The sequence below is a fragment of the Streptomyces sp. NPDC001502 genome (assembly GCF_042894785.1).
Taxonomy (GTDB): Bacteria; Actinomycetota; Actinomycetes; order Streptomycetales; family Streptomycetaceae; genus Streptomyces; species Streptomyces kutzneri.
Genome location: NZ_JBIAVW010000028.1, coordinates 20683 through 46295 on the forward strand (window position 1 = coordinate 20683; position 25613 = coordinate 46295).

Consider the following 25613-nt stretch of genomic DNA (forward strand, 5'->3'; position numbering starts at 1 on the left):
GGGGGGGGGGGGCCCCCCCCCCCGCCCCGCGCGGGGGGTGGGGGGGGGGGGGGGGGGGGGGGCGCGGGGCCGGGGGGGGGCGGGCCCCCCCCCCGCCCCCCCCCCACGGCCGTTTCCGCGTGCGCGGCTCAGCCCAGCTTGTCGGCGTCTATGACGTCCTCGCCGGCCGGGACCTCGGCCTGGACCGGCTTGTCGAAGCCCGAGAAGGAGATCTCGGCCGGCTCCTTGCCGGTGACGCCCGCCTTGAGCAGGTACGGCGTGCCCTCGGTGGCCACCTGCAGGGTCTCGGTGCCCTCCTCGGTCTTCGTGGTCAGGGTGAGGGCCTTCTGGCCGCCGACCGAGGTGACCTTGCCCTTCTCCGCGCCCTTGCTGTCGTCGAACTCCTTGAGCAGCTCGTCCAGGTCGCACAGGGAGGCGAGCTCCTTGGCGTCGGCGTCCGAGGTCTTCGACTTCAGCCAGTGGCCCGCCAGCTGCTTGACCGCCTCGTCCGCCTCCGCCTTGGGCAGGTCCTTCATCTGCGAGCGGTAGAAGGGCTCGTCCGCCTTGATGAACACGAACTCGGAGTTGCGGATCAGCTCGAAGGAGCCGTCCTGGCCGGCGATCGTGCCCCGGCAGTCGCCCGCCTTGCTGACGGCCATGTTGAGCTCCATCGGCTTGCCCTCGTCCCAGATCTTGCCGCTGACGGTGAGCGAGGCGGCGCCGCGCAGGGCGTCCACGGACTTGTCCGCCACCTCGGAGCCGGACAGGTCCGCGAACGGGCCGGACGCGAAGCACCCGGTCAGGCCGAGGGCGGCGGCGCAGGCGAGGGCGGCGGTGGCGGTGATGCGGTGAGCGGTGCGCATGGGGACTCTCTAGGGCAGCTGGGAAGGCGGGGGAAGGACGAATGAGGAGAAGTGGAGGAGTGTATTCCGTTTCGAGCGGATCGCAGCGATCCGCCCGGTGAAGACGTGCCGATCACAGCAGATTCACGTGAACCGAGTCAACACGATGCACAGAAATTCTTGAGTTCACGCTGTGAATCGGTCTCTCGGGTGTGAGCGGGTATGCTCCCCGGCATGCCCGAGGAGAACGCCGCAGCAGAGGCCACCGCAGCAGAGGTCACCGCGGCCGAGGTCGCCCGTCTGGCCGGAGTCGGCCGCGCGGCCGTGAGCAACTGGCGGCGCCGCCACGCCGACTTCCCCAAGCCCGTCGGCGGCACCGAGACCAGCCCCTCCTTCTCCCTCGACGAGGTGGAGCACTGGCTGCGCGCCCAGGGCAAGCTCGCCGAGGTCCCGCTGCGCGAACGCGTCTGGCAGCAGATCACCGCCCACCCCGGCGGGGCCGTCACCGCACTCGTCAAGGCGGGCGCCGCCCTGCTCGTCGTACGGGACCGGCCCGCCGACTGGCTGGAGCTGACCGCCGTCTCCGACGCGCGCATGCCCACCCTGCTGCGGCCCGTCCTCGACCAGGTGCTCGGCGCGCGCCTCGGACCCGGCCACGCGCTCGCCGAGATCCCGCTCCGCCCGGCCGCCATGCCGCTGCTGCGGGCCGCCGCCGAACTCGCCGCCGAACTCGGGGCCCGCCAGGCCTTCGAGTTCCTCCTCGGGCGCCACCTCGACGCCAACCCCCGCCAGTACACGCTCACCCCGGACGGCCTCGCCGGGCTCATGGCCGCCCTCGCCGGGCCTTCCTCCCGCAGCGTCCTCGACCCCGCCTGCGGCACCGGCACCCTGCTGCGGGCCGTCCCCGGCGCCACCGCCCTGTACGCGCAGGACTCCGCGCCCGAACTCGCCGCCCTCGCCGCCCTGCGCCTCGCCCTGAACGGAACGCCCCAGGTCCGCGCGGCCGCTGCCGACAGCCTGCGGGCCGACGCCTTCGCCCAGGACACCGTCGACGCCGTGCTCTGCCACCCGCCGTTCAACGAACGCGGCTGGGGCCACGAGGAACTGGCCTACGACCCGCGCTGGGAGTACGGCTTCCCGGCCCGCACCGAATCCGAACTCGCCTGGGTCCAGCACGCCCTGGCCCACCTGCGCGAGGGCGGCACCGCCGTACTGCTCATGCCGCCCGCCGTCGCCGCCCGCCGCTCCGGCCGCCGCATCCGCGCCGACCTGCTGCGCCGCGGCGCGCTGCGGGCCGTCGTCGCGCTCCCGGCCGGCGCCGCGCCCCCGTACGGGATCCCCCTGCACCTGTGGGTGCTGCGCCGGCCCGCCCCGCACGCGGCGCCCCCGGCCGGGCTGCTGCTCATCGACACCGCGGCCCTCGCCGCCGACACCCCGATCCGGTCCGCCTGGCCCGCCGTGCACGGCGCGGTGGAGGACGCCTGGAGCGCGTACGACCGCACCGGCTCGGTCGCGGAGACGCCGGGCGTCAGCCGCGTCGTCCCCGTCATCGAGCTGCTGGACGACGACGTGGACCTCACCCCCGCCCGCCACCTGCCCCCGCCGGCCGCCGGTGGCGGTCCGGCCGAACTGACCGCCGTACGGGAGCGGCTCGGCGAGACCCTCGGCCGGGCCGCCCGGCTCACCCCGCCGCCCGCGGCGGCGCCCGCCGGAGGCACGGCCCGGCCGCCGATGACCACGGTCGGCGAACTCGCCCGCGCCGGAGCCCTGGAACTGCACACCGGCACCGGTGGCGGAAGCGGCTCGGCCCCCGTCCTCACCGAACAGGACGTCTACACCGGGGGCGGCCCTTCCGGCACCCTGGTGCCCACCGCCGACGAGCCCGTGCTCACCGCCCCCGGCGACGTACTCGTCCCCCTCGTCGGCGGCGCGGCCATCGCCCGGGTCGTCGACGAGGCCGTCGCGGGCGCGGTACCGGGCCGCGGCCTGGCCCTGCTGCGCCCCGACCCCGACGCCCTCGACCCGTGGTTCCTGGCCGGATTCCTGCGCGGCACCGCCAACACCCGCCGTGCCAGCAGCCACGCCTCCACCGCCACCCGGCTCGACGTACGCCGGCTCCAGCTGCCCCGGCTGCCCCTGGCGCAGCAGCAGAGCTACGGGCTCCGCTTCCGCGCGCTCGCCGAGTTCGAGGACGCGCTACGGCTGGCGGGGCGGCTCGGCGAACAGCTCGTACAGGGTTTCCACGACGGCCTCTCCGACGGCACGGTCACGCCGGAGTGAACGGCCGTGCAGCGAGCGTGCAACGGTTGCGCGCATCCCCTCACCCCTGGCCGGGAACGCTGTATACCCTCAGACCCGAAACCTCTTCCGCACGGCCCGTCAGGAGCAGCGATGCACGGCCCCGGCCTTCCGCCGCAGCACGGCCCCCAGTCCGATTCGGGGGGTGTGATGGCATTGCGCGTGGTGTTCGTGCTGCTGCCCATCCTCAGCTGCGGCTTCCTCGCCTGGGGGTCGTTGCTGCGGCTCGCCCTGGTCACGCGCAAGTCCCGTGACTGGGTGCTGATGGTGGCCAGCGGCGTGCTCGCCGTCGTGTGGATGACGCTCATCCAGGTCGACCCCACGCCCGACGTCAACGGCTGGCAGGGCAACCTGGGGGCCGGCGGCTCGATCTTCACCGGTTTCGCGATCTGCGTGTACTTCCTCGTCGCCGACATCAAGCACCACGAGGCCCGGCGCACCGCCCCGACCGCGCAGTGGTACCCGGCGCAGTCCGCCCCGTACGTCCACCCGCAGCCGTCCGGACCCGCCTACGGGTACCCGCCCGCCACGGCCACCACCCGGCCCTCCACCCCGACGCCGACCCCCGCGCCGACGCCGGCCCCGGCCCCTCCGCAGGTGCCGCCGCAGCCGACGCCGCCCCCGCGCATCGGGCAGGTCCGTGCCGAGCTCGACGAGCTCAGCGAGCTGCTGCGCAAGCAGACCCCGCCGGCCGGGGGCCCCCGCCACGATCCCCACCAGACCCCGTTCCAGGACCCGCAGCCGTGACCGACCGGCTCATCGGCGACCGCTACCAGCTCGCGACCATCCTCGGCCAGGGCGGCATGGGCCAGGTCTGGACCGCCTACGACCGGCGCCTCGACCGCCGCGTCGCCGTCAAACTGCTGCGCCCCGACAAGGTCGCCGGCCCCGGCACGGTCGCCGAAGAACTGCGCCGCCGCTTCGTGCGCGAGTGCCGGGTCACCGCGCAGGTCGACCACCCCGGCCTGGTCACCGTCCACGACGCGGGCAGCGACGGCGACGAACTCTTCCTCGTCATGGGCTACGTGGAGGGCGCCGACCTCGCCGACCACCTCGCCGAGCACGACCCCTACCCCTGGCAGTGGGCGGTCGCCGTCGTCGCGCAGCTGTGCTCGGTCCTGTCGGCCGTGCACGCGGTGCCGATCGTGCACCGGGACCTGAAGCCGCGCAACGTGATGGTCCGCCCGGACGGCACCGTGCTCGTCCTGGACCTCGGCGTGGCCTCGGTGATGGACACCGACACCACCCGCCTCACCAGCACCGGCTCGCCCATCGGCAGCCCCGCGTACATGGCGCCCGAGCAGGCCATGGGCGGCGCCGTGGGCCCGTACACCGACCTGTACGCCCTCGGCGTCCTGCTGTACGAACTCCTCAGCGGCAACGTCCCGTTCGCCGGGTCCACCGCCCTCGGAGTCCTGCACCGCCACCTGTACGAGCCCCCGCTCCCGGTCCGCCAGATGCGCCCGGAGATCCCGCCGGAGCTGGAGAAGCTCCTGCTCCACCTCCTCGCCAAGGACCCGCAGGACCGGCCCTCCTCCGCCCAGGAGGTCTACGAGGCCCTGGCCCCGCTGCTTCCCGCCCGCGGCAGCCGCACCCCGTCCGGCCCGCTCGACCCGACCCGGCCCTTCCTGCGCCCGCAGGCCCCCTGGCCGGACCGGGCCGCGGTCGTCCCTCCGCGGCCGAGCACCCCGCCCTCACCGCCCAAGGCCGACGTGCCCGGCGCCGTGGACGAGGCCCGCAAGCTCCTGGACGAGGGGCGTCTCACCCAGGCCGTGGACATCCTCGGCGGCATCCTCCCGGCGGCGGCCGCCGAGCACGGCGAGCACTCCCCGGTGGTCCGCTCCCTGCGCAAGCAGTACGCCGCCACGCTCATGGACGACGGCCAGTACCGGCGCGCCCTGCCGGAACTGCGCCGCCTCGCCGACGAGTTCCCGGCCGGTGACCCCCAGTCGCTGCGCTTCCGCTACGACTCGGCCCAGTGCCTGGAGCAACTGGGCGAGCCGGCCGCCGCCCTGGCGGAGTACCGCTCGCTGCTCCCGTTCTTCGAGAACCACTACGCCAATCCGGACCCGGGTCTGCCGCTGGAGGTCCGCCGCCGGATAGCCCACCTGCTGCTCTCCCTCGGCGACCGCCAGGCGGCCCACGACACCCTGGCCCGGCTGCTGTTCGACGCGGAACGGCTGCACGGCCCGGCCCACCCCTTCCCGGCCGAGATCCGCCGCACCCTGCACTGGCTCAGCCAGGTCCGCTGACGGAGCGGGCGACGCGGCGGGCCCGGCCCCGGCCCCGCAGGGCCGCGGCCAGCAGGACCCCCAGCGCGCCCGCCAGGGCCGCCAGCCCCGGGACCAGACCCGGCGGGCGGAACGCGCAGCTCACCCCGGTGGTGCCGGGGGAGAGCGGGATCGCCACCAGGCCCAGGTGGCTTGAGGCCGGGCGGCCGTTGCAGGTCCAGCCGGCGATCGCGGGGACCGAGAGGACCGCCGTGCCGCTCGTGCCCGGCGGGAGCGTGGCGTGGACCTCGGAGGAGCCGACCCGCACCGAGGTCGCCGCGGTGGCCCGCAGGCCGGCCACCGCGGCGTCGAGCCGCGTCCGGTCCAGGCAGGACAGGGCCCACCGCGGGGGCGGGCCGGCGTCGAAGACCAGGGCCGAGGACTCCCCGCGGGAGGCGCCCATCGGCTGGAGGGCGGCCCGGTTGCGGGGGGCGTTGCCGTTCAGCCGGAAGGCGGGGCCGTCCGCGAGGCGGGCCGTCGCGTTGTACTCGGGGGCCCACAGGTAGGCCTCCGTGCCCGCGCGGCAGATGCCGGGCGCGAGCGGGTCCTCGTACACCCGGGCGCCCAGCAGCGCCTCCTGGTTGGCGAAGGGGGAGTCGTCGGCGTAGGGGACGGCGGCGCCGGGCGGGCGGGTCGTCACCAGCGGGGGCACCGGGGCGCGGCGGACCGTGCCGTCGGGCTGCAGGCGTGCGCCGACCGCGAAGACGGCGTCCGTCACCGGGTTGTCGATGCTCTGGACGTTGCGTCCGCGCGAGGTCCAGCCCGCTCCGAGCGCGACCATCGTGCGGGTGAACACGTCCGGGGTGTGGCTGCTGTAGTACGCGCCGCCCTCGCCGCCGAGCAGCAGCGGGTCGTTGCCCGTCAGGGCGGGCCGGCTCGGGTCGGTGCGGTACGCGGGCCAGCCCTCGGCACCGGCCAGGACCTCGGCGCGCGCGGTGTGCGCCGCCCCCCAGGACGGGTAGTCGTCCAGGCCGCCCAGCTTGCCCTTGTGGCCGTAGGCGGTGGTCGCGGCGGCTTGTCCCAGCAGGACCAGCGCGAGCAGTCCGGCCGCCGGCCACGCGAGGCGGCGGTGGCGCAGCGCCCACCAGGCGGCACCCGCCAGCGCCAGCCCGCCGCCGAAGAGCGCGTAGCCCGCCGACGTCACCAGGGGGCTGTCGCGCGCCCACAGTGCGGCGGCCGCCAGGACGCCCGCACCCGCGGCCAGTGCCGGCGGCCGCGGCAGGCCCGCGGCCAGCCCGGTCCAGGCGGCGATCACGGCGATCCCGGCCAGCACGAAGGTCTGCCGGTACGGGCTTCCGTTCGGGGTGGCGAACAGGTGCCAGGCCAGATGGGCCGGCGCCCACTGGAGGGACAGCGCCACGGCCACGGTCAGTCCCGCCCACCACAGCCGGGTGCGCGGCGGGACGGCGCGGTGGAAGGGCAGCGCGGCCACCAGCAGCAGCGTCCCGGTGCCGACGAAGACGGCGGGGGAGGAGAAGGAGTACGTCCCCGGCAGCAGCCGCGCGAACAGGTCCGCCCAGGTCACCGGCCGGAACTCCTTGACCCACCCCGGGTAGGCCCGCCCGGAGCTGAGGAAGAGGGGCAGGAGCACGGGTGCCGAGAGCGCGATCCCGAGCACGGTCGTCCCGGCGCCCCGGGCGATCACCGCCAGCCGGGTCCGGACGCCCTCCCGGGTGAGCACCACCCGTACCAGCAGCACCAGCGCCGCACCCAGCGTCGCCATGTAGGCGGTGTAGAAGTTCGCCGTCCAGCAGACCGCGACGACCAGCGGCGCGAGCAGGATCCGGCGCCCGCGCAGGGCCCATTCGCCGGTCAGGCACAGCAGGGGGAAGGCGATCAGCCCGTCCAGCCACATCGGGTTGTACGAGGCCTCGATCACCGACCAGCCGCACAGCGCGTACGAGGCCCCGAGCAGCCCGGCCGCCCACCAGGGCCCGCGGCGCTGCGTGCGCAGCAGCCAGGCCATCGCCGCCGCCGCGGCCGACATCTTGAGCACGGTGACGACGTACACGGCGAGGTCGATGTCCGCGCGCGGGAAGAGCCCGACGAGTACGGAGAAGGGGCTGGCCAGATAGGTGCCCAGGTCCGGCAGGAAGCTCATGCCGTAGCCGGAGCGCCAGTTGAACAGCAGCCCGCCCTCCGCGCGGCCGTGCAGGAGGTCCCACAGCTGCGCGTGGAAGGGGACGAACTGATTGCCGAGGTCGTTGATGCTGCGGTGGCGCGATCCGTAGGGGAACACCCGGGCGGCGGCGTCCCCGGCGCACACGGCCACCGCCGTGAGCAGGGCGGCGAGCGCCGATCCGAGCAGACTCCGGCGGCGCGGTGAGGGACGCGGCGAGCGGTGCGTTGTCGACATGGTGGGCCGACCTTGGCAGGGCCGGGTGACCGAAGGGTGGCCTCAGGGTTGCCGGTGGCCGATCCGGCCGTTCCCCCGGGGGCGGGGGTCCCCAGAACGGGTGACGGGTGGCGCGCCGGGCCCGGCGGTGCCCGCGGGCTCGTCTATGAACGGTGCGTGTTCGGTCCGCGCGTGAATCGTTGGTCGAACCGGTGGTCCGGATCACCGTGACCTCATAACATCGATCACCGCACGGCCCTTTGTGCACCGACGCACAATCTCCCGGCCCTGGAGGCTCCTTTGCACCGTCGCACAGCGCTCTCCGTCTCCGCCGCCCTGCTCGTGGCGGCGCCCCTGCTGTCCGCCTGCTCGGGCGAGCCCCGTCCCGGCACCGCGGCCGTCGTGGGCGGCGAACGGATCACCACCTCCGCGCTCCAGGCCCAGGTCAACGACGTCCGCGCGGCGCAGAACCGTTCCGGGCAGGCCGCCGCCGAACTCATCGCGAGCACCCCCCACCTGGAGCGGCAGAAGCTCGACGCCCTCTTGCAGAGCAGGATCATCGACAAGATGGCCGACACCGCCGGGCTCACGGCCACCCAGAAGGCCATCGAGGACGAACGCAAGGCGTACGTCGACGAGAACGGCGGCGAGGAGCAGTTCGAGGCACTGCTCCTGCAGAAGGGGGCCATGGCCCCCGGCCAGGTCGACCGCTTCCTCCGGGACCGGGTGCTCCTCACCGCGCTCACGGCCAAGTACGGAGCCGGGAAGCTGGAGGAGCCCGCCCGCGCGGCGGTCAAGGCACTGCACATCGAGGTGAACCCGCGCTACGGCGCCTGGGACGCCAAGGAGATCAAGCTCGGCACCGGGGAGACGCCCTGGATCACCCAGCGGACGCGGCCCGAGGCGGCCCCGGCCGGAGCCTGACGCTCCGGGGTCCCCCCGGACCGTGGACCGGCGCGCCGGAGGTAGGTTCGGAGGGTGACCGACCACTCCGAACCCACCGCCACCGCCGCCGCTGCCGAGCCCACGGGCCGCATCGTCCTGCTGACCACCAGCCACCGGGTCGCCCCCGGCGTGCTGTCCTGGCCGGCGTGGCAGACCCTGCACGCCGCGGACCGGGTGCTGTGCGCCGACCCCGGCCACCCGCAGCTGCCGTATCTGCGGGAAGCGGGCATCGAGGTCGCGTTCGAGAGCCCGGACGCGCACGCGCTGGTCGAGGCCTGCGCGGGCGGCCGTACGGTCGTGGTGCTTCCGGGCGGCGAGGGCGACCAGCGGCTCACCGACGGACTGGCCCGGCTGGCCGGCTCGGGCCGGGTCTCCATGCCCGACCTGGAACTGCTGCCGGGCTCCTACGACCTGCCGGGCGCGCGGCTGCTCGACCTGGTCCAGGTGATGGACCGGGTCCGGCGCGAGTGCCCGTGGACCTCCCGGCAGACCCACCGGGGCCTGGCCAAGTACGCGATCGAGGAGGCGTACGAGCTGGTCGAGGCCATCGAGGACGGGGACCGGGAGGAGCTGCGCGAGGAGCTCGGCGACGTGCTGCTCCAGGTGGTCTTCCACGCCCGGATCGCCGAGGAGCACGAGGATCCCGACGAGGCCTTCTCCATCGACGACGTGGCCGGGGCGCTCGTCACGAAGCTGATCCACCGCCACCCGCACGTCTTCGGCGACGCGGAGGCCGAGACCCCGGAGGACGTCAACGCGCACTGGCAGCGCACCAAGGCGGTGGAGAAGCGGCGGGAGTCGGTCACCGACGGGATCCCGGTGGGCCAGCCCGGCCTGGCGCTCGCCGCCAAGCTCGCGGGCCGGGCCCGTACGGGCGGCGTGGCCGTGGAACTGCCCCGCGGCGAGGGCATCGGGTACGAGCTGCTGCAGCTCGCGGCCCGCGCCGAGGCGGAGGGGATCGACCCCGAGACCGCGCTGCGCGCGGCGGCCCGCGCCTACCGGGACGCGATCCGGTCGGCCGAGGGCGTGGCGGAGCCGGGCGAGTAGCGGCCCGCGCAGACTCCTTGTTCCTTCGGCACTCCTTCAGTACGTCCTCGGCGCGCGGGCCGAGGGGTCGTGCCAGTGGGGCGCCGGGGGGTCCAGGAACCACTCGCCGAATCCCAGCGGGCGCTCCCCGTAGCCGGGGCCCCGGGCCGGTACGGCGTCGTGGAAGAGGCGGCCGGGGCGGGCGCCCAGCTCCTGGAGGAGATGGGCGGTCTCGTCGATGAACGGCGGCGGACCGCTGAGGTAGACGTCCTGGTCCGGCCACAGGCCCCGGTTGCCCAGCGCGGTCGCCAGCCGGTCGGTGGCCTGGTTGCGGTGCTGCCCGGGCGCGGGCGTGATGTAGGTGACGGCGAGCCAGCCGCAGCGGGCGGCGTACGCGTCGATGAGCGGGCGGTCGTAGAGGTGCGCGCCGTCCCGGGCCACCACGAAGAGCCGTACGTCCTGATCGGGGGGACGCTCCGCGAGATCCTCCAGCAGGGCCCGGATGGGCGCCCAGCCGGTGCCGGCGGCGATCAGGCTCACCGGGCGGTCCTCGCGGCGGAAGGTCAGCTGCCCTCCGGCGGCGCCGAGCCGCAGCACGTCGCCCGGCCGGGTCTCGCGGACCAGGGCGGTGCTCAGCCGCCCCCGGTCGACCCGGCTGACGTGCAGGTCGAGGGTGCCGTCGGGGCGGGGGGCGTTGCCGATGGAGTAGGTCCGCCAGGTCGTCGGGACCCGTTCGCTGCTCACGCTCGTGTACTGGCCGGGGAGATAGGGGAAGGGGGCGTGCGGCCGCAGCGTCAGGACGCCTATGTCCGGTCCGTACTGGAGGTGGCGTACGACCTCCGCGTCCCACCACGGCGGGCCCTCGCTCGCGTCGGCGCCGGCCGTCATCGCGTCGGCCATCACCTGGTAGGCCTCGGCCCAGGCCTTCTCGACCGGCGGGGTCCAGGCCTCGCCGGAGGTCTCCGCGAGCGCGGCGAGCAGGCTGGCGCCGACGGCCGCGTAGTGCTCGGGACGGACCAGGAACTTGCGGTGGTCGCGTCCCAGGTCGCGCAGGTAGGGGCCGAGGGTCTCGTCGTCGAGGTGGGCGATCACGTGGGTGAGCGCGGCGAAGAGCCGGTCCCGCTGGCGTTCCATGTCGTGGAGGGAGGCCGGGAAGAGGGCGCGGACCCCGGGGTTGTGCCAGAAGAGGTGGGTGTAGAAGAACTTGACGGCGTGCTCGGCTCGTCTCTCCACCACCGCGAAACTGCTTTTCAAGATCCTGGCATCCACAAAACCGAAAGTAGGAATGCCGGAGAAGTTCAGGTCAAGGGATGGCCGATCTACGGACAGCCGCGACGAACCACTCATATCGGATGGGGGTTCGGTGCCGGGATACGGTCATCAGGTGCACGAGCAGACCTCCGGAACCCCCGCCGAAAATCCCGCGGACACTCCCGCCGACACCCCTTCCACCGAGGGCCCCACCCTCTTCGACTGGGAGTTCGCGACCGACCCCTACCCGGCCTACGCCTGGCTGCGCGAGCACTCCCCGGTGCACCGCACCAAGCTGCCCAGCGGGGTCGAGGCGTGGCTCGTCACCCGGTACGCCGACGCCCGCCAGGCCCTCGCCGACCAGCGGCTCAGCAAGAATCCGGCGCACCACGCGGAGCCCGCGCACGCCAAGGGCAAGACCGGGATCCCGGGGGAGCGCAAGGCGGAGCTGATGACGCACCTGCTCAACATCGACCCGCCGGACCACACCCGGCTGCGGCGGCTGGTGTCGAAGGCCTTCACCCCGCGCAGGGTCGCCGAGTTCGCCCCGCGGGTGCAGGCGCTCACCGACCACCTGATCGACGGGTTCGCGGCGAAAGGTGAGGCTGATCTCATTCACGAGTTCGCCTTCCCGCTCCCCATCTACGCCATCTGCGAGATGCTCGGGGTACCGCGTGAGGACCAGGACGACTTCCGTGACTGGGCCGGCATGATGATCCGCCACGGTGGCGGTCCGCGCGGTGGGGTCGCCCGGTCGGTCAAGCAGATGCGGACCTATCTCGGTGAACTCATTCACCGCAAAAGGGATGATCTGGGTGATGACCTGATCTCCGACCTGATCCGGGCGAGCGATCACGGCGACCATCTGACGGAGGGCGAGGCCACCGCCATGGCCTTCATCCTGCTTTTCGCCGGTTTCGAGACCACCGTGAACCTCATCGGCAACGGGGTCCACTCCCTCTTCATGAACCCCGCGCAGCGCGAGCGCCTCCAGCTCTCCCTCGCCGCCGGGGAGAGCGGACTGCTGGCCACCGGGGTCGAGGAACTGCTGCGCTACGACGGCCCGGTGGAGCTGGCGACCTGGCGGTTCGCCACCGAGCCGCTGACCCTCGGCGGCAAGCGGATCGAGGCCGGGGATCCGGTCCTGGTGGTCCTCGCGGCCGCCGACCGGGATCCGGAGCGCTTCGCGGACCCGGACACCCTCGACCTCTCCCGGACCGACAACCAGCACCTCGGATACGGGCACGGCATCCACTACTGCGTGGGTGCTCCGCTCGCCCGGCTCGAAGGACAGACCGCGCTCGCGACTTTGCTGACGCGTCTGCCTGATCTGGAACTAGCCGTTCCACCCCAAGACCTGCGCTGGCGCGGGGGGTTGATCATGCGAGGGCTACGCACTCTTCCCGTTCGATTCGCGGCTCAAAACACTTGCGCGAAAGCTGATTAAAAGTCAGGTTCGGCTTGAACTTGTGACAATCGTTCGAAGGCCGCTAGGTTCTGCCGTTACCCCGCTGTTATGCGAAAGGTGATCCCTCATGCTCTCCGGGAACGGCCGTCACAGACGCCCCCGCCAGGTCCCCGCGCTGGTTGTCACAGCCGGAGTCACTGGCTCTGCGCTGGCCATGCCGCTGTTGGCCGCCACCAGCGCCACCGCCGCCGACACGTCCACGTGGGACAAGGTCGCCGAGTGCGAGAGCGGCGGCGCGTGGAGCGCGAACTTCGGCAGCGGCGCCTACGGCGGACTCCAGTTCACCCAGGAGGAGTGGCAGAGCGCCGGCGGCCTCGACTTCGCCGAGCGCCCCGACCTGGCGAGCCGTTCCCAGCAGATCGCCGTGGCCGAGCGGGTGCTGGGCTCGACGGGACCGCAGGCGTGGCCGCTGTGCGCGGCCTCGGCCGGCCTGGTCCGGGAGAGCCCCGCCGCACAGGTGGACCCCGGTCTGCCCGGCGGCCAGGGCCCGCTCGCCCCCGCGCCGTCCCGCCCGGACGACGCCGTTCCGTCGACCGGGGGCGGCAAGCCGTCCACGGACTACGGGTCCCCGACCCCGGCCCCGGCTCCGAGCCCGTCCGGCACCCCGTTCCTGATACCCGACGCGCCGTCCATCGGACTGCCCGTCATGCCCGCGCCGGACATCCCGACGACGCCTCCGGCCGACCCGACGGCTCCGGCCGTGCCGGGCGGTCCGACCGGCACGCCGACCCCCGTCGACCCGACGGCGCCGACGCTGCCGGTGGACCCGACCGCGCCCACCACCTCGCCCGTCACGCCGGGTCTGCCGCCGGTCGACCCGACGGCCCCCGCGGCCCCGGAGGTCCCGCAGACCACCGGCACCACTCCTGTCGAGGGCAGTGGCAAGCACCGCGGTGCGCCGGAGGCCGTGCCGACGGCCCCCTCTGATGCCGCGTCGGACCCCACCTACACGGTCCAGGCGGGCGACAGCCTGGCGACCATCGCGGTTGCCAAGGGCGTAAAGGGGGGCTGGAACGGTCTCTACCAGGCCAATGAGAAGGTCATCGGCGAGGACGCCGACCTCATCAAGCCCGGTCAGAACCTGGATCTAACCGCGCAATAAGGACAGTTCAGCTATCCGGAAAGAGTCGAATGTCGGATTTCTGTAAGTGAGACATGTGTCTCTTCCGGTCAACTGGCGTGTCCCGCCTCGGGGCTTCCGCAAACCCCGCCCTCACCTGCGCAAACGCCCCTGCGGGGAGCGCAAGTAGGGGCCGTTTCTCCCCGATGTTCCTCGTTGAACATCGGGGAGAGACCTGTCTACCTTCTGAATCGCTCGCCACCGCGAGCTCCTTCGACCGCATCGCCGAATCCTGCCGGCGGACGGGGGGAACAGTCGTCGCGTCAAGCGCCGAAGGCAGGAGCGGGGGAACCAAGGTAGGTGCCGGGAGCGGCCGTTGAGAGACGGTCACGCCACCGGCTTGGGGTTAAGACGTGCGCTAGGTCGCACGGCCGGGCAACTCACTCGCCCGAACCCGACAGCTCACCTCGTAGGCGTCGGTGAGGAGAAACTCCATGCTGCTTTCCGGCAAGGGCAAGCACCGTCGCGGTACTGCAATCGAGCGGTCTGTCCGGATCGTCACGCTCGCCGGTGTCGCCGGTGTGGCCGTGGCCGCCCCCCTGATGGCCGCGGGCACCGCCAGCGCCGCCACCGCGTCCGAGTGGGACAAGGTCGCGCAGTGCGAGTCCGGTGGCAACTGGGCCATCAACACGGGCAACGGCTACTACGGCGGTCTGCAGTTCTCGCCCTCCACGTGGGCCGGGTTCGGTGGCAAGTCGTACGCCCCGCAGGCCAACCAGGCCTCCAAGTCGCAGCAGATAGCCGTCGCGGAGAAGGTCCTCAAGAGCCAGGGCAAGGGCGCCTGGCCGTCCTGCGGCAGGGGCCTGTCGAACTCCTCCTTCACCGGCGGCGGCTCCGAGACCCCGGCTTCGTCGAAGCCGCAGTCGAAGCCGCAGTCCAAGCCGCAGCCGAAGGCCGAGAAGCCGAAGACCGAGACCAAGGCCGCGCCGAAGGAGACCAAGCGCCCCGAGGCTCCGACCACCCGCTCCGAGCGTGCCGAGGCTCCGGCCGCGCCGAAGACCGGCAACGGCTCGTACGAGGTCAAGCCGGGCGACACCCTGGGCACCATCGCCGAGGCCAACGGCGTCAAGGGCGGCTGGCAGAAGCTCTTCGAGCTGAACAAGGACATCGTCTCGGACGCCGACCTGATCTTCCCGGGCCAGAAGCTGAAGCTCAGCTGAACACTGCGGCACAAGCCGCAGGAACTGATACGCGGCGTCAGCTGACCCCGTGCAGGATTTCCACCGCCCGGCGCGTGCCCCACGCGCCGGGCGGTGCTGCGTGCGGCCCCCCGAAGGCCGATGATCAAGCGACCTATGTCCCGGAAGAGGGGTATTCGGTCCCTTTTTCGTCCCAGGGTCCGGGCGGTCGGGCGGCCCAGTGCCCGGAGCCGGTTAGGCTCTAGGCGGCAAGGCCATCCCACGGCCTGACACGCCACCGCACACTCAGCGTCACATCCCAGAAGGAGATGCTCGTGCCGTCCATCGACGTCGTCGTAGCCCGGGAAATCCTGGACTCCCGAGGCAACCCCACGGTCGAGGTCGAGGTGGGCCTCGACGATGGCAGCACCGGCCGTGCTGCAGTTCCGTCCGGCGCCTCCACCGGCGCATTCGAGGCCATCGAGCTGCGTGACGGTGACCCCAACCGTTACTTCGGCAAGGGTGTCGAGAAGGCCGTCCTCGCCGTCATCGAGCAGATCGGCCCGGAGCTCGTCGGCTACGACGCCACCGAGCAGCGTCTGATCGACCAGGCCATGTTCGACCTGGACGCCACCGACAACAAGGGCTCGCTCGGCGCCAACGCCATCCTCGGCGTGTCCCTGGCCGTCGCGCACGCCGCGTCCGAGGCCTCGGACCTTCCGCTCTTCCGTTACCTCGGCGGTCCGAACGCGCACCTGCTGCCCGTTCCGATGATGAACATCCTCAACGGCGGGTCGCACGCCGACTCCAACGTGGACATCCAGGAGTTCATGATCGCCCCCATCGGCGCGGAGTCCTTCTCCGAGGCGCTGCGTTGGGGTGCCGAGGTCTACCACACCCTCAAGAAGGTCCTGCACACCAAGGGCCTCTCCACCGGCCTGGGCGACGAGGGCGGCTTCGCCCCGAACCTGGAGTCCAACCGCGCCGCGCTCGACCTCATCATCGAGGCCATCAAGCAGGCCGGCTACACCCCGGGCACGGACATCGCGCTCGCGCTCGACGTCGCCGCGTCCGAGTTCTACAAGGACGGCCAGTACGAGTTCGAGGGCAAGTCCCGCTCGGCCGCCGAGATGACCGACTACTACGCCGAGCTCGTCGAGGCGTACCCGCTCGTCTCCATCGAGGACCCGCTGTTCGAGGACGACTGGGACGGCTGGAAGACCATCACCGACCGCCTCGGCGCGAAGGTCCAGATCGTCGGTGACGACCTGTTCGTCACCAACCCGGAGCGTCTGGCCCGCGGCATCGAGGAGGGCTCCGCGAACGCCCTGCTCGTGAAGGTGAACCAGATCGGTTCGCTGACCGAGACCCTGGACGCCGTCGAGATGGCCCAGCGCAACGGCTTCAAGTGCATGATGTCCCACCGCTCCGGTGAGACCGAGGACGTCACCATCGCCGACCTCGCCGTCGCCGTGAACTGCGGTCAGATCAAGACCGGCGCCCCGGCCCGCTCGGACCGTGTCGCCAAGTACAACCAGCTGCTGCGCATCGAGGAGATCCTCGACGACGCCGCCGTGTACGCGGGCCGCTCCGCCTTCCCGCGCTTCAAGGGCTAATCACCCCCCTGAGGGGCTGGCCTCCGTACGTCCCCGCACTCGGTCCCGTACCGTGTGCGGGGACGTATTGCGTAGTGCGTACCTAGGGGAGGCGGACCAATGGCCGGGAACCGGGATCGGTTCTCCACCTTCTCCACCGCGACCAGGCTCAAGCAGCTCGGCGAGCGGACCGCCGCCCACGTCTACCGGTCGCAGTCGCGGCGCCAGGTCCGCCGCAGCCGGCTCACCGGCCGCGCCGCGCTCCTGGTGCTCGTCCTCTGTACGCTGGTCGTCGCCCTCGCGTATCCGATGCGCCAGTACGTCTCCCAGCGCTCGGAGATCGCGAAGCAGCAGCGGGCCGCCGCGGCCGCGCGGGACCGCCTGGAGCGGCTCCGCGACGAGAAGGCCCGCTGGCAGGACGACGCCTACGCGGAGCAGCAGGCGCGCAAGCACCTGCACTTCCTGCGCCCGGGGGAGATCGGCTACATCATGAGCGACCCCGGGGCCCAGCCCACGCAGCCGCACGGGACCGGCCACGCCGGCTCCGACCGCCCCTGGTACTCCAACGTCTGGGACGGCGTCGACAAGGCCGACCGCCCCGGCGAGTGATCCGTACCGCCGTACCGCAGCACCCATCCACGAGAACGAAGAGACTTCCTCCAGGCATGCAGACGCCCCCGCCCCAGACCGACCGGACCGAGCCGACCGACGCGGACATCGAGGCGTTCGAGCAGCAGCTCGGCCGCCCGCCGCGCGGGCTGCGCGCCATCGCGCACCGCTGCCCCTGCGGGCAGCCGGACGTGGTCGAGACCGCCCCGCGGCTCCCCGACGGCACCCCCTTCCCGACGCTGTACTACCTGACGTGCCCGCGCGCGGCCTCCGCGATCGGCACGCTGGAGGCCAACGGCGTGATGAAGGAGATGCAGGCCCGGCTCGCCGAGGACAAGGAACTGGCCGCCGCCTACCAGGCCGCCCACGAGGACTACATCCAGCGGCGCGACGCCATCGAGGTGCTTCAGGGCTTCCCGAGCGCCGGCGGCATGCCGGACCGCGTGAAGTGCCTGCACGTCCTGGTCGGCCACTCCCTGGCCGCCGGCCCCGGGGTGAACCCGTTCGGTGACGAGGCCCTCGCGATGCTGCCGGAGTGGTGGGCCAAGGGTGCCTGCGTCGTCCCGTGCGGGGAGAAGAAGACGGACGACAAGGAGCCGGGGGCGTGACGCGGGTCGCCGCCGTCGACTGCGGTACGAACTCCATCCGGCTGCTCGTGGCGGACTGCGACCCGGCCACCGGCGAGCTCGTCGAGCTGGACCGCCGGATGACCATCGTCCGGCTCGGCCAGGGTGTTGACCGGACCGGGCGGCTGGCCCCGGAGGCGCTGGAGCGCACCTTCGCCGCCTGCCGCGAGTACGCGGGGGTCATCAAGGAGTTCGGCGCGCAGCGGGTGCGCTTCGTGGCGACCTCCGCCTCCCGGGACGCCGAGAACCGGGCGGACTTCGTCCGGGGCGTCCTGGACATCCTGGGGGTCGAGCCCGAGGTGATCTCCGGTGACCAGGAGGCGGAGTTCTCCTTCACCGGCGCGACCAGGGAGCTGACGGCGCACGAACACCTGGAGCGCCCGTTCCTGGTGGTGGACATCGGCGGCGGCTCGACGGAGTTCGTGGTCGGCGAGGAGCACGTACGGGCCGCGCGGTCCGTGGACATCGGCTGCGTCCGGATGACCGAGCGGCACCTGGTGGTCGACGGGGTCGTCACCGACCCGCCGACCGCGGAGCAGGTCGCCGCGATACGGGCCGACATCGAGGCGGCGCTGGACCTGGCCGCCGAGACCGTCCCGCTGGCCGAGGCGCGCACGCTGGTGGGCCTGGCCGGCTCGGTGACCACGGTCGCCGGGATCGCGCTGGGGCTGCCGGAGTACGAATCGTCCGCGATCCACCACTCCCGGATCTCCTACGAGCAGGTGCGGGAGATCAGCGAGCGGATGCTGACGGAGACGCACGCCGAGCGCGCGGCGATCCCCGTGATGCATCCGGGCCGGGTGGACGTGATCGGCGCGGGCGCGCTGGTACTGCTGGCGATCATGGAACGCGTCGGCGCTTCCGAGGTTGTCGTGTCGGAGCACGACATCCTCGATGGAATCGCTTGGTCCATCGCCTGAACGACCTTCGAAGCAGCTTGTGAGGGGCCCCCGGGCCCGTGATCCACATAAAGTTCGTGAAGTTCTTCACAAGGAAAAAGGGTCTGTGAGGCCAATGGAAGGGTCCTTCGGGGTCCTCCGGAGGCCCTCGGGCCCTTTTTCGCGTGCGTTCGTGCGATCGGCGGAGGCGACGGGATCCGCGTCAGAGGTATGGACGAACCCCTGTGGTCCAGTCCGCTTTCGGCCTTGGAGGCCAGTTCAGGACGGGTGAACAACGACTCCGGACGCCTTCTGGTTCCCGTCGCGCGTCATGACCTCCGTCACGTGGGCGGCGGAGTGTAGCAGAGGGTCCCTCAGTCCTTGTGAAGGGGCTCACGAGCGACACCCCATTGGGTGCTGGATACTCGTTCCATGAGCACCACGGAGCGTCCCAGGATCCTCGTTGTAGGAGGTGGGTACGTAGGCCTGTACGCAGCCAAGCGCATCATGAAGAAGATGCGCTACGGCGAGGCGACCGTCACGGTCGTCGACCCGCGCTCGTACATGACCTACCAGCCCTTCCTCCCTGAAGTGGCCGCAGGCAGCATCTCGCCTCGGCACGTCGTCGTCCCGCTGCGACGCGTGCTGCCCAAGGCAGAGGTTCTCACCGGCCGGGTCACCAGCATCGACCAGGACCGCAAGGTCGCCGTCGTCACGCCGCTCGTCGGCGAGGCGTACGAGCTGCCCTTCGACTACCTGGTGATCGCGCTCGGCGCCGTCTCCCGCACCTTCCCGATCCCCGGCCTCGCCGAACAGGGCATCGGTATGAAGGGCGTCGAAGAGGGCATCGGCCTGCGCAACCACGTTCTCGAGCAGCTCGACAAGGCCGAGTCCACGACGGACGAGAACGTCCGCCGCAAGGCCCTCACCTTCGTCTTCGTCGGCGGCGGCTTCGCCGGTGCGGAGACCATCGGTGAGGTCGAGGACATGGCCCGGGACGCCGCGAAGTACTACTCCACGATCAAGCGCGAGGACATGCGCTTCATCCTGGTCGACGCGGCCGACAAGATCCTTCCCGAGGTCGGGCCCAAGCTCGGCACCTGGGGCAAGGAGCACCTTGAGTCCCGCGGCATCGAGATCTACCTCAGCACCTCCATGGACTCCTGCGTGGACGGCCACGTGGTGCTGAAGAACGGCCTTGAGGTCGACTCCAACACCATCGTGTGGACCGCCGGCGTCAAGCCGAACCCGGCCCTGGCCCGCTACGGCCTGCCGCTCGGCCCCCGCGGCCACGTCGACGCCCAGCCGACCCTCCAGGTCACGGGCACGGACTACATCTGGGCCGCGGGCGACAACGCCCAGGTCCCGGACGTCGCCGCCCGCAAGGCCGGTGTCGAGAACGCCTGGTGCCCGCCGAACGCCCAGCACGCGCTGCGTCAGTCCAAGGTCCTCGCCGACAACGTCATCTCGGGCATGCGGGGCTTCCCGCAGGCCGAGTACTCGCACTCCAACAAGGGTGCGGTGGCAGGCCTCGGCCTCCACAAGGGCGTCGCGATGATCGTCATGGGCAAGACGAAGATCAAGCTCAAGGGCCGGCTGGCCTGGTACATGCACCGTGGCTACCACGGCATGGCCATGCCGACCTGGAACCGCAAGATCCGTGTCTTCGCCGACTGGACCCTCGCGATGTTCCTCAAGCGCGAGGTCGTCTCCCTCGGTGCGCTGGAGACCCCCCGCGAGGAGTTCTACGAGGCCGCCAAGCCGGCGCCGGCTCCGGCCGCCGCCGCTGCCCCGGCCGCGAAGGCCAAGGCCTGACCCATGTGACCGGCAGGACCTGAGCTCCACCTGCCTCACTTGCTCCATCTGCTCCATCTGTACGACCTGTACGGCCTGTACGACCCCGAAGGGGCCGCCCGCCATCCGTGGTGCGGGCGGCCCCTTCGGCGTACCCGGGGCCCGGGATGGGTAGACGGAGGGGTCGGAGCTTTTGTGGAGGTGCGCCATGACCGACGCCGCGCCGCGGCTCGCCGTTGTTGCCGAAACCCTGCTGGGTGCCCCGCTGCCGGTACGCGTGCGGGCCTGGGACGGCAGCGAGGCCGGCCCGCCCGACGGCCCCGTGCTCGTCATCCACGACCGCCGCGCCGTGCGGCGGATGCTGTGGAGGCCCGGCGAGCTGGGGCTGGCCCGCGCCTGGGTGGCAGGCGAACTGACAGTCGAAGGCAATCTGTTCGAACTGCTGGACCGGGTGGCGGGCCTGCTGTGGGAACGCGGGCCCGACCTGCCGCCCGTCGGCCCCGCCGTCTCCACGGCCCAGACCGGGCCCGGGCCGCTCGCGGCCCTGGGGAACCTCGCGCGCCGCGCCGGGCTCCCCGCGCTCTCCGACCTGCCGGGGGCGAGGTGGCGCGACGCCGCCCACCGGGCGGCCGCGCGCGAGCTGATCGCCCTCGCCGGACCGCTGCCGCCGCCCCCGCCCCCCGCCGAGGAGGCGGACCGGCGGGGCGGAACACGCCACAGCAAGGGCCGCGACCGCCGGGCCGTCAGCCACCACTACGACGTCGGCAACGACTTCTACGAACGGGTCCTCGGCCCCTCGATGGTGTACTCCTGCGCCTACTGGAGCCCCGGCTCCACCCTGGAGCAGGCCCAGCACGACAAGCTCGACCTGGTCTGCCGCAAACTCGCCCTGCGGCCCGGGGACCGGCTGCTCGACGTCGGCTGCGGCTGGGGCTCCATGGCGCTGCACGCCGCCCGTGCCTACGGCGTCCGGGTCACCGGCGTCACGCTCTCCCGCGAGCAGGCCGTGTACGCCCGTAAACGGGTCGCGGACGAGGGACTGACCGACCTGGTGGACATCCGGATCCAGGACTACCGGGACGTCAAGGACGGGCCGTACGAGGCCATTTCCTCCATCGGGATGGCCGAACACGTCGGGGCCGACCGGTACCGGGACTACGCCCGCACCCTGCACGCCCTGCTGTGCCCCGGCGGGCGGCTGCTGAACCACCAGATCGCCCGTCCGCCGGAGCCGGACGAGGAGGCGCACCGGATCGACGAGTTCATCGACGCCTACGTCTTCCCCGACGGCGAGCTCTCCCCGCTCGGCACCACCGTCGGCGAACTGGAGCGGGCCGGCTTCGAGGTCCGCGACGTGGAGGCGCTGCGCGAGCACTACGGGCTGACCCTGCGGGCCTGGGTGGCCCGGCTGGAGGAGCACTGGGCGGAGGCGGTCCGGCTGACCTCGCCCGGGCGGGCCCGTGTCTGGCAGCTCTACATGGCGGCCTGCGCGCTCGGCTTCGAGCGGGGCCGGCTCGGGGTCAACCAGGTGCTCGCGGTGCGGCCCACGGCCTCCGGGGACGCCCGGCTGCCGCTGCGGCTGCGCACGTGGGACGCAGAAACGGTCTAGCAGCACCACGGGAACGCGGAGGGGCCCCAGGCAACGCCTGGGGCCCCTCCGCGTCCTGTGCCGCCGCCGCGGGTGCTACTCCGTCTTGATGGCGGTGAGCATGTTCAGGCGGGCGGCGCTGCGGGCCGGCCACATGGCGGCCAGGACACCGACCACGGCGGCCAGCAGGAGGAAGATGCCGATCCGGTCCCACGGGAGGATCAGTTCGTAGTTCGGCATGGACTCCGCGATCGTGCTGCCGACGGCCCAGGCGAGGAAGACGCCGATGGCGACGCCCAGGACCGCTCCGAAGAGCGAGATCACCACGGCTTCCAGGCGGATCATGTTCTTGACCCGGCCCCGGTCGAGACCGATCGCCCGCAGCATGCCGATCTCCTGGGTCCGCTCGAAGACTGACATCGCCAGGGTGTTGACCACACCGAGCACCGAGATGATCAGAGCCATGCCGAGCAGGCCGTACATGATGTTCAGCATCGTGTTGATCATGCCGCCCATCTCGTTGCGCATGTCCTGCTGGGTGGCGACGGTGATGGCCGGGTTCTTGCCGAGGGCGTCGACGACCTTCTGCTGGGCGGCCTTGGAGGCCCCGCCGTCGACGTTGACGTACACCTCGGGGATGTACATCTCCTCGCTGTGCTCGCTGAGGATCTTGTTGTCGATGACGTAGGGGGAGAGCAGGCCCTCCATGTCCTTGTAGATCGCGCCGACCTTGACGGACGCTTCCTGGCCGTCGTCGTACTTCAGCTTGATCGGGGTGCCGACCGTGAACTTCTGCTTCTTGGCGGTCTTCTCGGCGACGGCGACCTCGCCCTTGCCGAGGCTGTCGAGCGAGCCGCTGAGGACCTCGACGTTGAGGAGCTGGCCGATGGTGGCCGGGTTGACGCCGGAGGCGGCCCGGAAGTCGCCGTCGACCAGGAAGTAGCCGGCCGTCTGCGGGGAGACCGCCTTGATGCCGGGGGCCTTGGCGAGGGTCTCGGCCACGGACTTGTCGAGGCTGCCCGCGTCGGAGGACATGGAGACCCGGTAGTCGGCCTTGAGCTTCTCGGTGCTCATCCGGTCGACGACCTTGCCGACGGTGATGCCGAGCACCGACAGGGTGGTGACCAGGGTCAGGCCGATCGCCAGGGAGGCGGCGGTGACGGCGGTGCGGCGCGGGTTGCGGACGGCGTTCTGGGAGGCCAGCTTGCCGGGGATCCCGAACAGCTTCGCCAGCAGCGGGCGGACGGCGCCGATGACCGGCTTGGAGAGCAGCGGCAGCAGCACGATCATGCCGATCAGCATGAAGAAGGCGCCGGCGCCCATGGTCATGCGGCCCGAGTTGCCGCCCGTGGACACGCCCAGGAAGACCAGGCCGATGCCGCCGAGGCTGATGATCGAGCCGAGGATGTTGCGTACGAGCAGGGACTTCGCGGTGGCCGGCAGGTGGGCGCTGCCCATGGCGGCGACCGGGGCGATCTTGCCGGTGCGCCAGGCAGGCAACACGGCGGCGACGGTGGTGACGACGACGCCGATGACGAGGGCGGCGGTGACGGTGCCGGGGGCGATCACGAGTGCGCCGCCCGGCAGCTTGGCGCCGAGGGAGCCGATGACGGAGCGGATCCCGATCGCCAGGCCGATGCCGCCCACCAGGCCGACGGCGGCCGACAGGACGCCGACGACGAGGGCCTCGCTGAGCACGGAGCGCATGACCTGACCGCGGTTGGCGCCGACGGCGCGCAGCAGGGCCAGCTCCTTGGTGCGCTGGGTGACCAGCATGGTGAAGGTGTTGTAGATCAGGAAGATGCCGACGAAGAGCGAGATGCCGGCGAAGACGAGCAGCATCGTGCTGAGGTTGCTGAGGCCCTTCTCGATCTGCTTGGCCTGCTCGGCGGCGAGCGCCGCGCCGGTCTGCGCCTTGGCGTTCTTGTCGAGCAGCGGCTTGATGTCGGCGAGCAGCTTGTCGGCGGAGGTGCCGTTCTTCGCGCCGACCGACAGCTCCTGGAAGTAGCCGGGCTTGAGGTAGAGCTCCTGGGCGACCTTGGTCTCGAAGAGGACCAGGCTGCCGCCGGCCTGGACGGCGCCGTCCTCGGTGGTGAAGACGCCGGTGAGGGAGTACTCCTTGACCGGGCCGTTGGTGGCGACGCGGACCTTGTCGCCGACCTTGTAGTTGCCCTTGTCGGCGGTCGCCTTGTCGAGGGCGACCTCGTCGGCCTTGGCCGGGCCGGCGCCCTGGGCGAAGGCGTAGCGCGGGTCCTTGCCGTCCTTGACGGGCGTGTAGTTCGCGCCCTGGTTGGACCAGCCGGAGCCGATCAGCTTGCCGTTCTCGTCGCCGACGCCGGCGAAGCCCGTGACGCGGCCGGAGACGGTGTCGACGCCCGGGAGCGCCTTGATCTTGTCGAGGGTCTGCTGGCCGAGGCCGGGCTCGCCCTCCTTCTCGCCCTCCTCGTTGCGGCCCTGGCCGTACGAGGTGACCGAGACGGCGATGCCCTCGTAGCTCTTGGCGGACTGCCCGGAGAGGGACTTCTTGAGGGTGTCGGTGAAGACGAGGGTGCCGGAGACGAAGGCGACGCCGAGGGTGACGGCGAGCACCGTCATCAGCAGCCGGGCCTTGTGCGCGAGGACGTTGCGCAGGGCTGTACGGAACATGGGGGATCTCAGTCCTGGGGCTGGAAGTCTGGAGGAGGGCCGGGGAGGGAGATCCCGGGTCAGCTGGTGCGGCCCTTGGCGTCGAAGGACTTCATCCGGTCGAGCACGCCGTCGGCGGTGGGGCTGTGCATCTCGTGGACGATCTCGCCGTCGGCGAGGAAGATGACGCGGTCCGCGTAGGAGGCGGCGACCGGGTCGTGGGTGACCATCACCACGGTCTGGCCGAGCTCGCGGACCGAGTTGCGCAGGAATCCGAGGACCTCGGCGCCGGAGCGGGAGTCGAGGTTTCCGGTGGGCTCGTCACCGAAGATGATCTCGGGACGGGAGGCCAGGGCGCGGGCCACGGCCACGCGCTGCTGCTGGCCGCCGGAGAGCTGGGTGGGGCGGTGGGAGAGGCGGCCCGAGAGGCCGACCATGTCGATCACGGAGTCCAGCCACTGCTTGTCGGGCTTGCGGCCGGCGATGTCCATGGGGAGCGTGATGTTCTCCAGGGCCGTCAGCGTCGGCAGCAGGTTGAAGGCCTGGAAGATGAAGCCGATCTTGTCCCGGCGGAGCTGGGTGAGCTGCTTGTCCTTGAGGCTGCCCAGCTCGGTGTCGCCGATGCGGACGGAGCCCTCGGAGAAGGTGTCCAGGCCCGCGACGCAGTGCATCAGCGTGGACTTGCCGGAGCCCGAGGGGCCCATGATCGCGGTGAACTGCCCCTGCGTGAAGTCCACCGTGACGTTCTTGAGGGCGACCACCTGGGTCTCGCCCTGGCCGTACACCTTGGAGAGGCCGGTGGCGCGGGCGGCCACGGCCTGGGCGGTGTGCGGGGCGTAGTTCATGGTGGTCACGGGACGGCTCCTCGATCTGCGGTGCGGGGACGTTTCCATCCTCGCCGCGGGTACCCCCGCTGCGGATCAGCCGCCGTGCCTGTTCCTCGCCCCGCTGGAGTCTGACGGCGGGCGGGCTCGTGTCCTCCTCTGGTATGACAGGAGCCTGACCGGCGGGCGGTGGCCCGGGGTGGCGGGGAGGGTGGCGCGGGGGGTGGCGCGGGCCGTCGAAATCCCGTCATTCCCGTACAGGTGATGATCGACGTCCAGAGCGGGCCGACCGTGCATTCTCGGGCCTGACGAACCCTCAAGCGCCAATAAAATCAGACAACATCGGAAAGTTCGCAGGTTGGCAGGGGGAGCGATCCGGATAGGCTCGGCTCAGCGTTCAAGGCTTTTTCACGGGGGCCGCC

At 72.0% G+C, this 25613-nt stretch carries 19 protein-coding genes and 1 riboswitch; of the genes, 14 read left to right on the forward strand and 5 right to left on the reverse strand.

Annotated elements, in window-relative coordinates:
- Positions 1-128: 128 nt before the first annotated feature.
- Positions 129-842 (reverse strand): hypothetical protein, encoded by a 714-nt coding sequence (locus ACFY0D_RS34540; protein ID WP_390801870.1) that lies wholly within the window; start codon positions 840-842, stop codon positions 129-131.
- A gap of 213 nt (positions 843-1055) precedes the next feature.
- Between ACFY0D_RS34540 and ACFY0D_RS34545 the strand changes: the two genes are divergently transcribed.
- From ACFY0D_RS34545 to ACFY0D_RS34555, 3 genes are all read left to right on the forward strand, one after another.
- Positions 1056-3101 (forward strand): N-6 DNA methylase, encoded by a 2046-nt coding sequence (locus tag ACFY0D_RS34545; RefSeq protein ID WP_390801871.1) that lies wholly within the window; start codon positions 1056-1058, stop codon positions 3099-3101.
- A 168-nt stretch (positions 3102-3269) separates the two neighbouring features.
- The gene (locus ACFY0D_RS34550; protein WP_390801872.1) at positions 3270-3866 is read left to right on the forward strand and encodes a hypothetical protein; all 597 of its coding nucleotides are present in this window, start codon (positions 3270-3272) and stop codon (positions 3864-3866) included.
- Positions 3863-5371, forward strand: coding sequence for a protein kinase (locus ACFY0D_RS34555; RefSeq protein ID WP_390801873.1), 1509 nt, complete (start codon positions 3863-3865; stop codon positions 5369-5371). The genes ACFY0D_RS34550 and ACFY0D_RS34555 overlap by 4 nt, the downstream gene beginning before the upstream one ends.
- Here ACFY0D_RS34555 and ACFY0D_RS34560 read toward each other — a convergent pair.
- Positions 5355-7745: a YfhO family protein gene (locus tag ACFY0D_RS34560; RefSeq protein WP_390801874.1), complete on the reverse strand. Its 2391-nt coding sequence runs from the start codon at positions 7743-7745 to the stop codon at positions 5355-5357. The genes ACFY0D_RS34555 and ACFY0D_RS34560 overlap by 17 nt on opposite strands.
- Before the next feature lie 279 nt (positions 7746-8024).
- Here ACFY0D_RS34560 and ACFY0D_RS34565 point away from each other — a divergent pair, with 279 nt between their 5' ends.
- Entirely contained in the window at positions 8025-8648 is a 624-nt protein-coding gene (locus ACFY0D_RS34565) for a SurA N-terminal domain-containing protein (RefSeq protein ID WP_390801875.1), read from the forward strand.
- A gap of 54 nt (positions 8649-8702) precedes the next feature.
- The gene (locus ACFY0D_RS34570) at positions 8703-9716 is read left to right on the forward strand and encodes a nucleoside triphosphate pyrophosphohydrolase (RefSeq protein ID WP_390801876.1); all 1014 of its coding nucleotides are present in this window, start codon (positions 8703-8705) and stop codon (positions 9714-9716) included.
- A 36-nt stretch (positions 9717-9752) separates the two neighbouring features.
- On the opposite strand, the gene ACFY0D_RS34575 is transcribed toward ACFY0D_RS34570, so the two are convergent.
- Positions 9753-10931 carry a globin domain-containing protein gene (locus ACFY0D_RS34575; protein ID WP_390801877.1) on the reverse strand — a complete coding sequence of 393 codons (1179 nt, stop codon included), beginning with the start codon at positions 10929-10931 and terminating at the stop codon, positions 9753-9755.
- 148 nt (positions 10932-11079) lie between these two features.
- Here ACFY0D_RS34575 and ACFY0D_RS34580 point away from each other — a divergent pair, with 148 nt between their 5' ends.
- The 9 genes from ACFY0D_RS34580 (at position 11080) to ACFY0D_RS34620 (ending at position 21763) form a co-directional block, all read left to right on the forward strand.
- Positions 11080-12393 (forward strand): cytochrome P450, encoded by a 1314-nt coding sequence (locus ACFY0D_RS34580; protein WP_390801878.1) that lies wholly within the window; start codon positions 11080-11082, stop codon positions 12391-12393.
- A gap of 175 nt (positions 12394-12568) precedes the next feature.
- On the forward strand, positions 12569-13516 hold the full coding sequence (locus ACFY0D_RS34585; RefSeq protein ID WP_390801879.1) for a transglycosylase family protein: 948 nt from the start codon (positions 12569-12571) through the stop codon (positions 13514-13516).
- 276 nt (positions 13517-13792) lie between these two features.
- Positions 13793-13965: riboswitch (cyclic di-AMP (ydaO/yuaA leader) on the forward strand.
- Positions 13966-13968: 3 nt separating this feature from the next.
- Positions 13969-14694: a transglycosylase family protein gene (locus ACFY0D_RS34590; RefSeq protein WP_390801880.1), complete on the forward strand. Its 726-nt coding sequence runs from the start codon at positions 13969-13971 to the stop codon at positions 14692-14694.
- Between the two features lie 293 nt (positions 14695-14987).
- The gene (eno, locus tag ACFY0D_RS34595; protein WP_301370507.1) at positions 14988-16268 is read left to right on the forward strand and encodes a phosphopyruvate hydratase; all 1281 of its coding nucleotides are present in this window, start codon (positions 14988-14990) and stop codon (positions 16266-16268) included.
- A 99-nt stretch (positions 16269-16367) separates the two neighbouring features.
- A complete protein-coding gene (locus tag ACFY0D_RS34600; RefSeq protein ID WP_351162215.1) occupies positions 16368-16856 on the forward strand; it encodes a septum formation initiator family protein in 489 nt (162 codons plus the stop codon).
- Positions 16857-16912: 56 nt separating this feature from the next.
- A complete protein-coding gene (locus tag ACFY0D_RS34605; protein ID WP_389124701.1) occupies positions 16913-17464 on the forward strand; it encodes a DUF501 domain-containing protein in 552 nt (183 codons plus the stop codon).
- Entirely contained in the window at positions 17461-18402 is a 942-nt protein-coding gene (locus tag ACFY0D_RS34610) for an exopolyphosphatase (protein WP_390801881.1), read from the forward strand. The genes ACFY0D_RS34605 and ACFY0D_RS34610 overlap by 4 nt, the downstream gene beginning before the upstream one ends.
- A 390-nt stretch (positions 18403-18792) precedes the next feature.
- Positions 18793-20175, forward strand: a complete 1383-nt coding sequence (locus ACFY0D_RS34615; RefSeq protein WP_390801882.1) for an NAD(P)/FAD-dependent oxidoreductase — start codon at positions 18793-18795, stop codon at positions 20173-20175.
- A gap of 187 nt (positions 20176-20362) precedes the next feature.
- Positions 20363-21763, forward strand: coding sequence for a class I SAM-dependent methyltransferase (locus tag ACFY0D_RS34620; RefSeq protein ID WP_390801883.1), 1401 nt, complete (start codon positions 20363-20365; stop codon positions 21761-21763).
- 75 nt (positions 21764-21838) lie between these two features.
- Here ACFY0D_RS34620 and ACFY0D_RS34625 read toward each other — a convergent pair whose 3' ends face one another.
- Both ACFY0D_RS34625 and ACFY0D_RS34630 read right to left on the reverse strand, forming a co-directional pair.
- Positions 21839-24388, reverse strand: a complete 2550-nt coding sequence (locus ACFY0D_RS34625; RefSeq protein WP_390801884.1) for an ABC transporter permease — start codon at positions 24386-24388, stop codon at positions 21839-21841.
- Positions 24389-24447: 59 nt separating this feature from the next.
- Positions 24448-25212, reverse strand: coding sequence for an ABC transporter ATP-binding protein (locus tag ACFY0D_RS34630; RefSeq protein WP_389124732.1), 765 nt, complete (start codon positions 25210-25212; stop codon positions 24448-24450).
- Positions 25213-25613 lie beyond the last annotated feature (401 nt).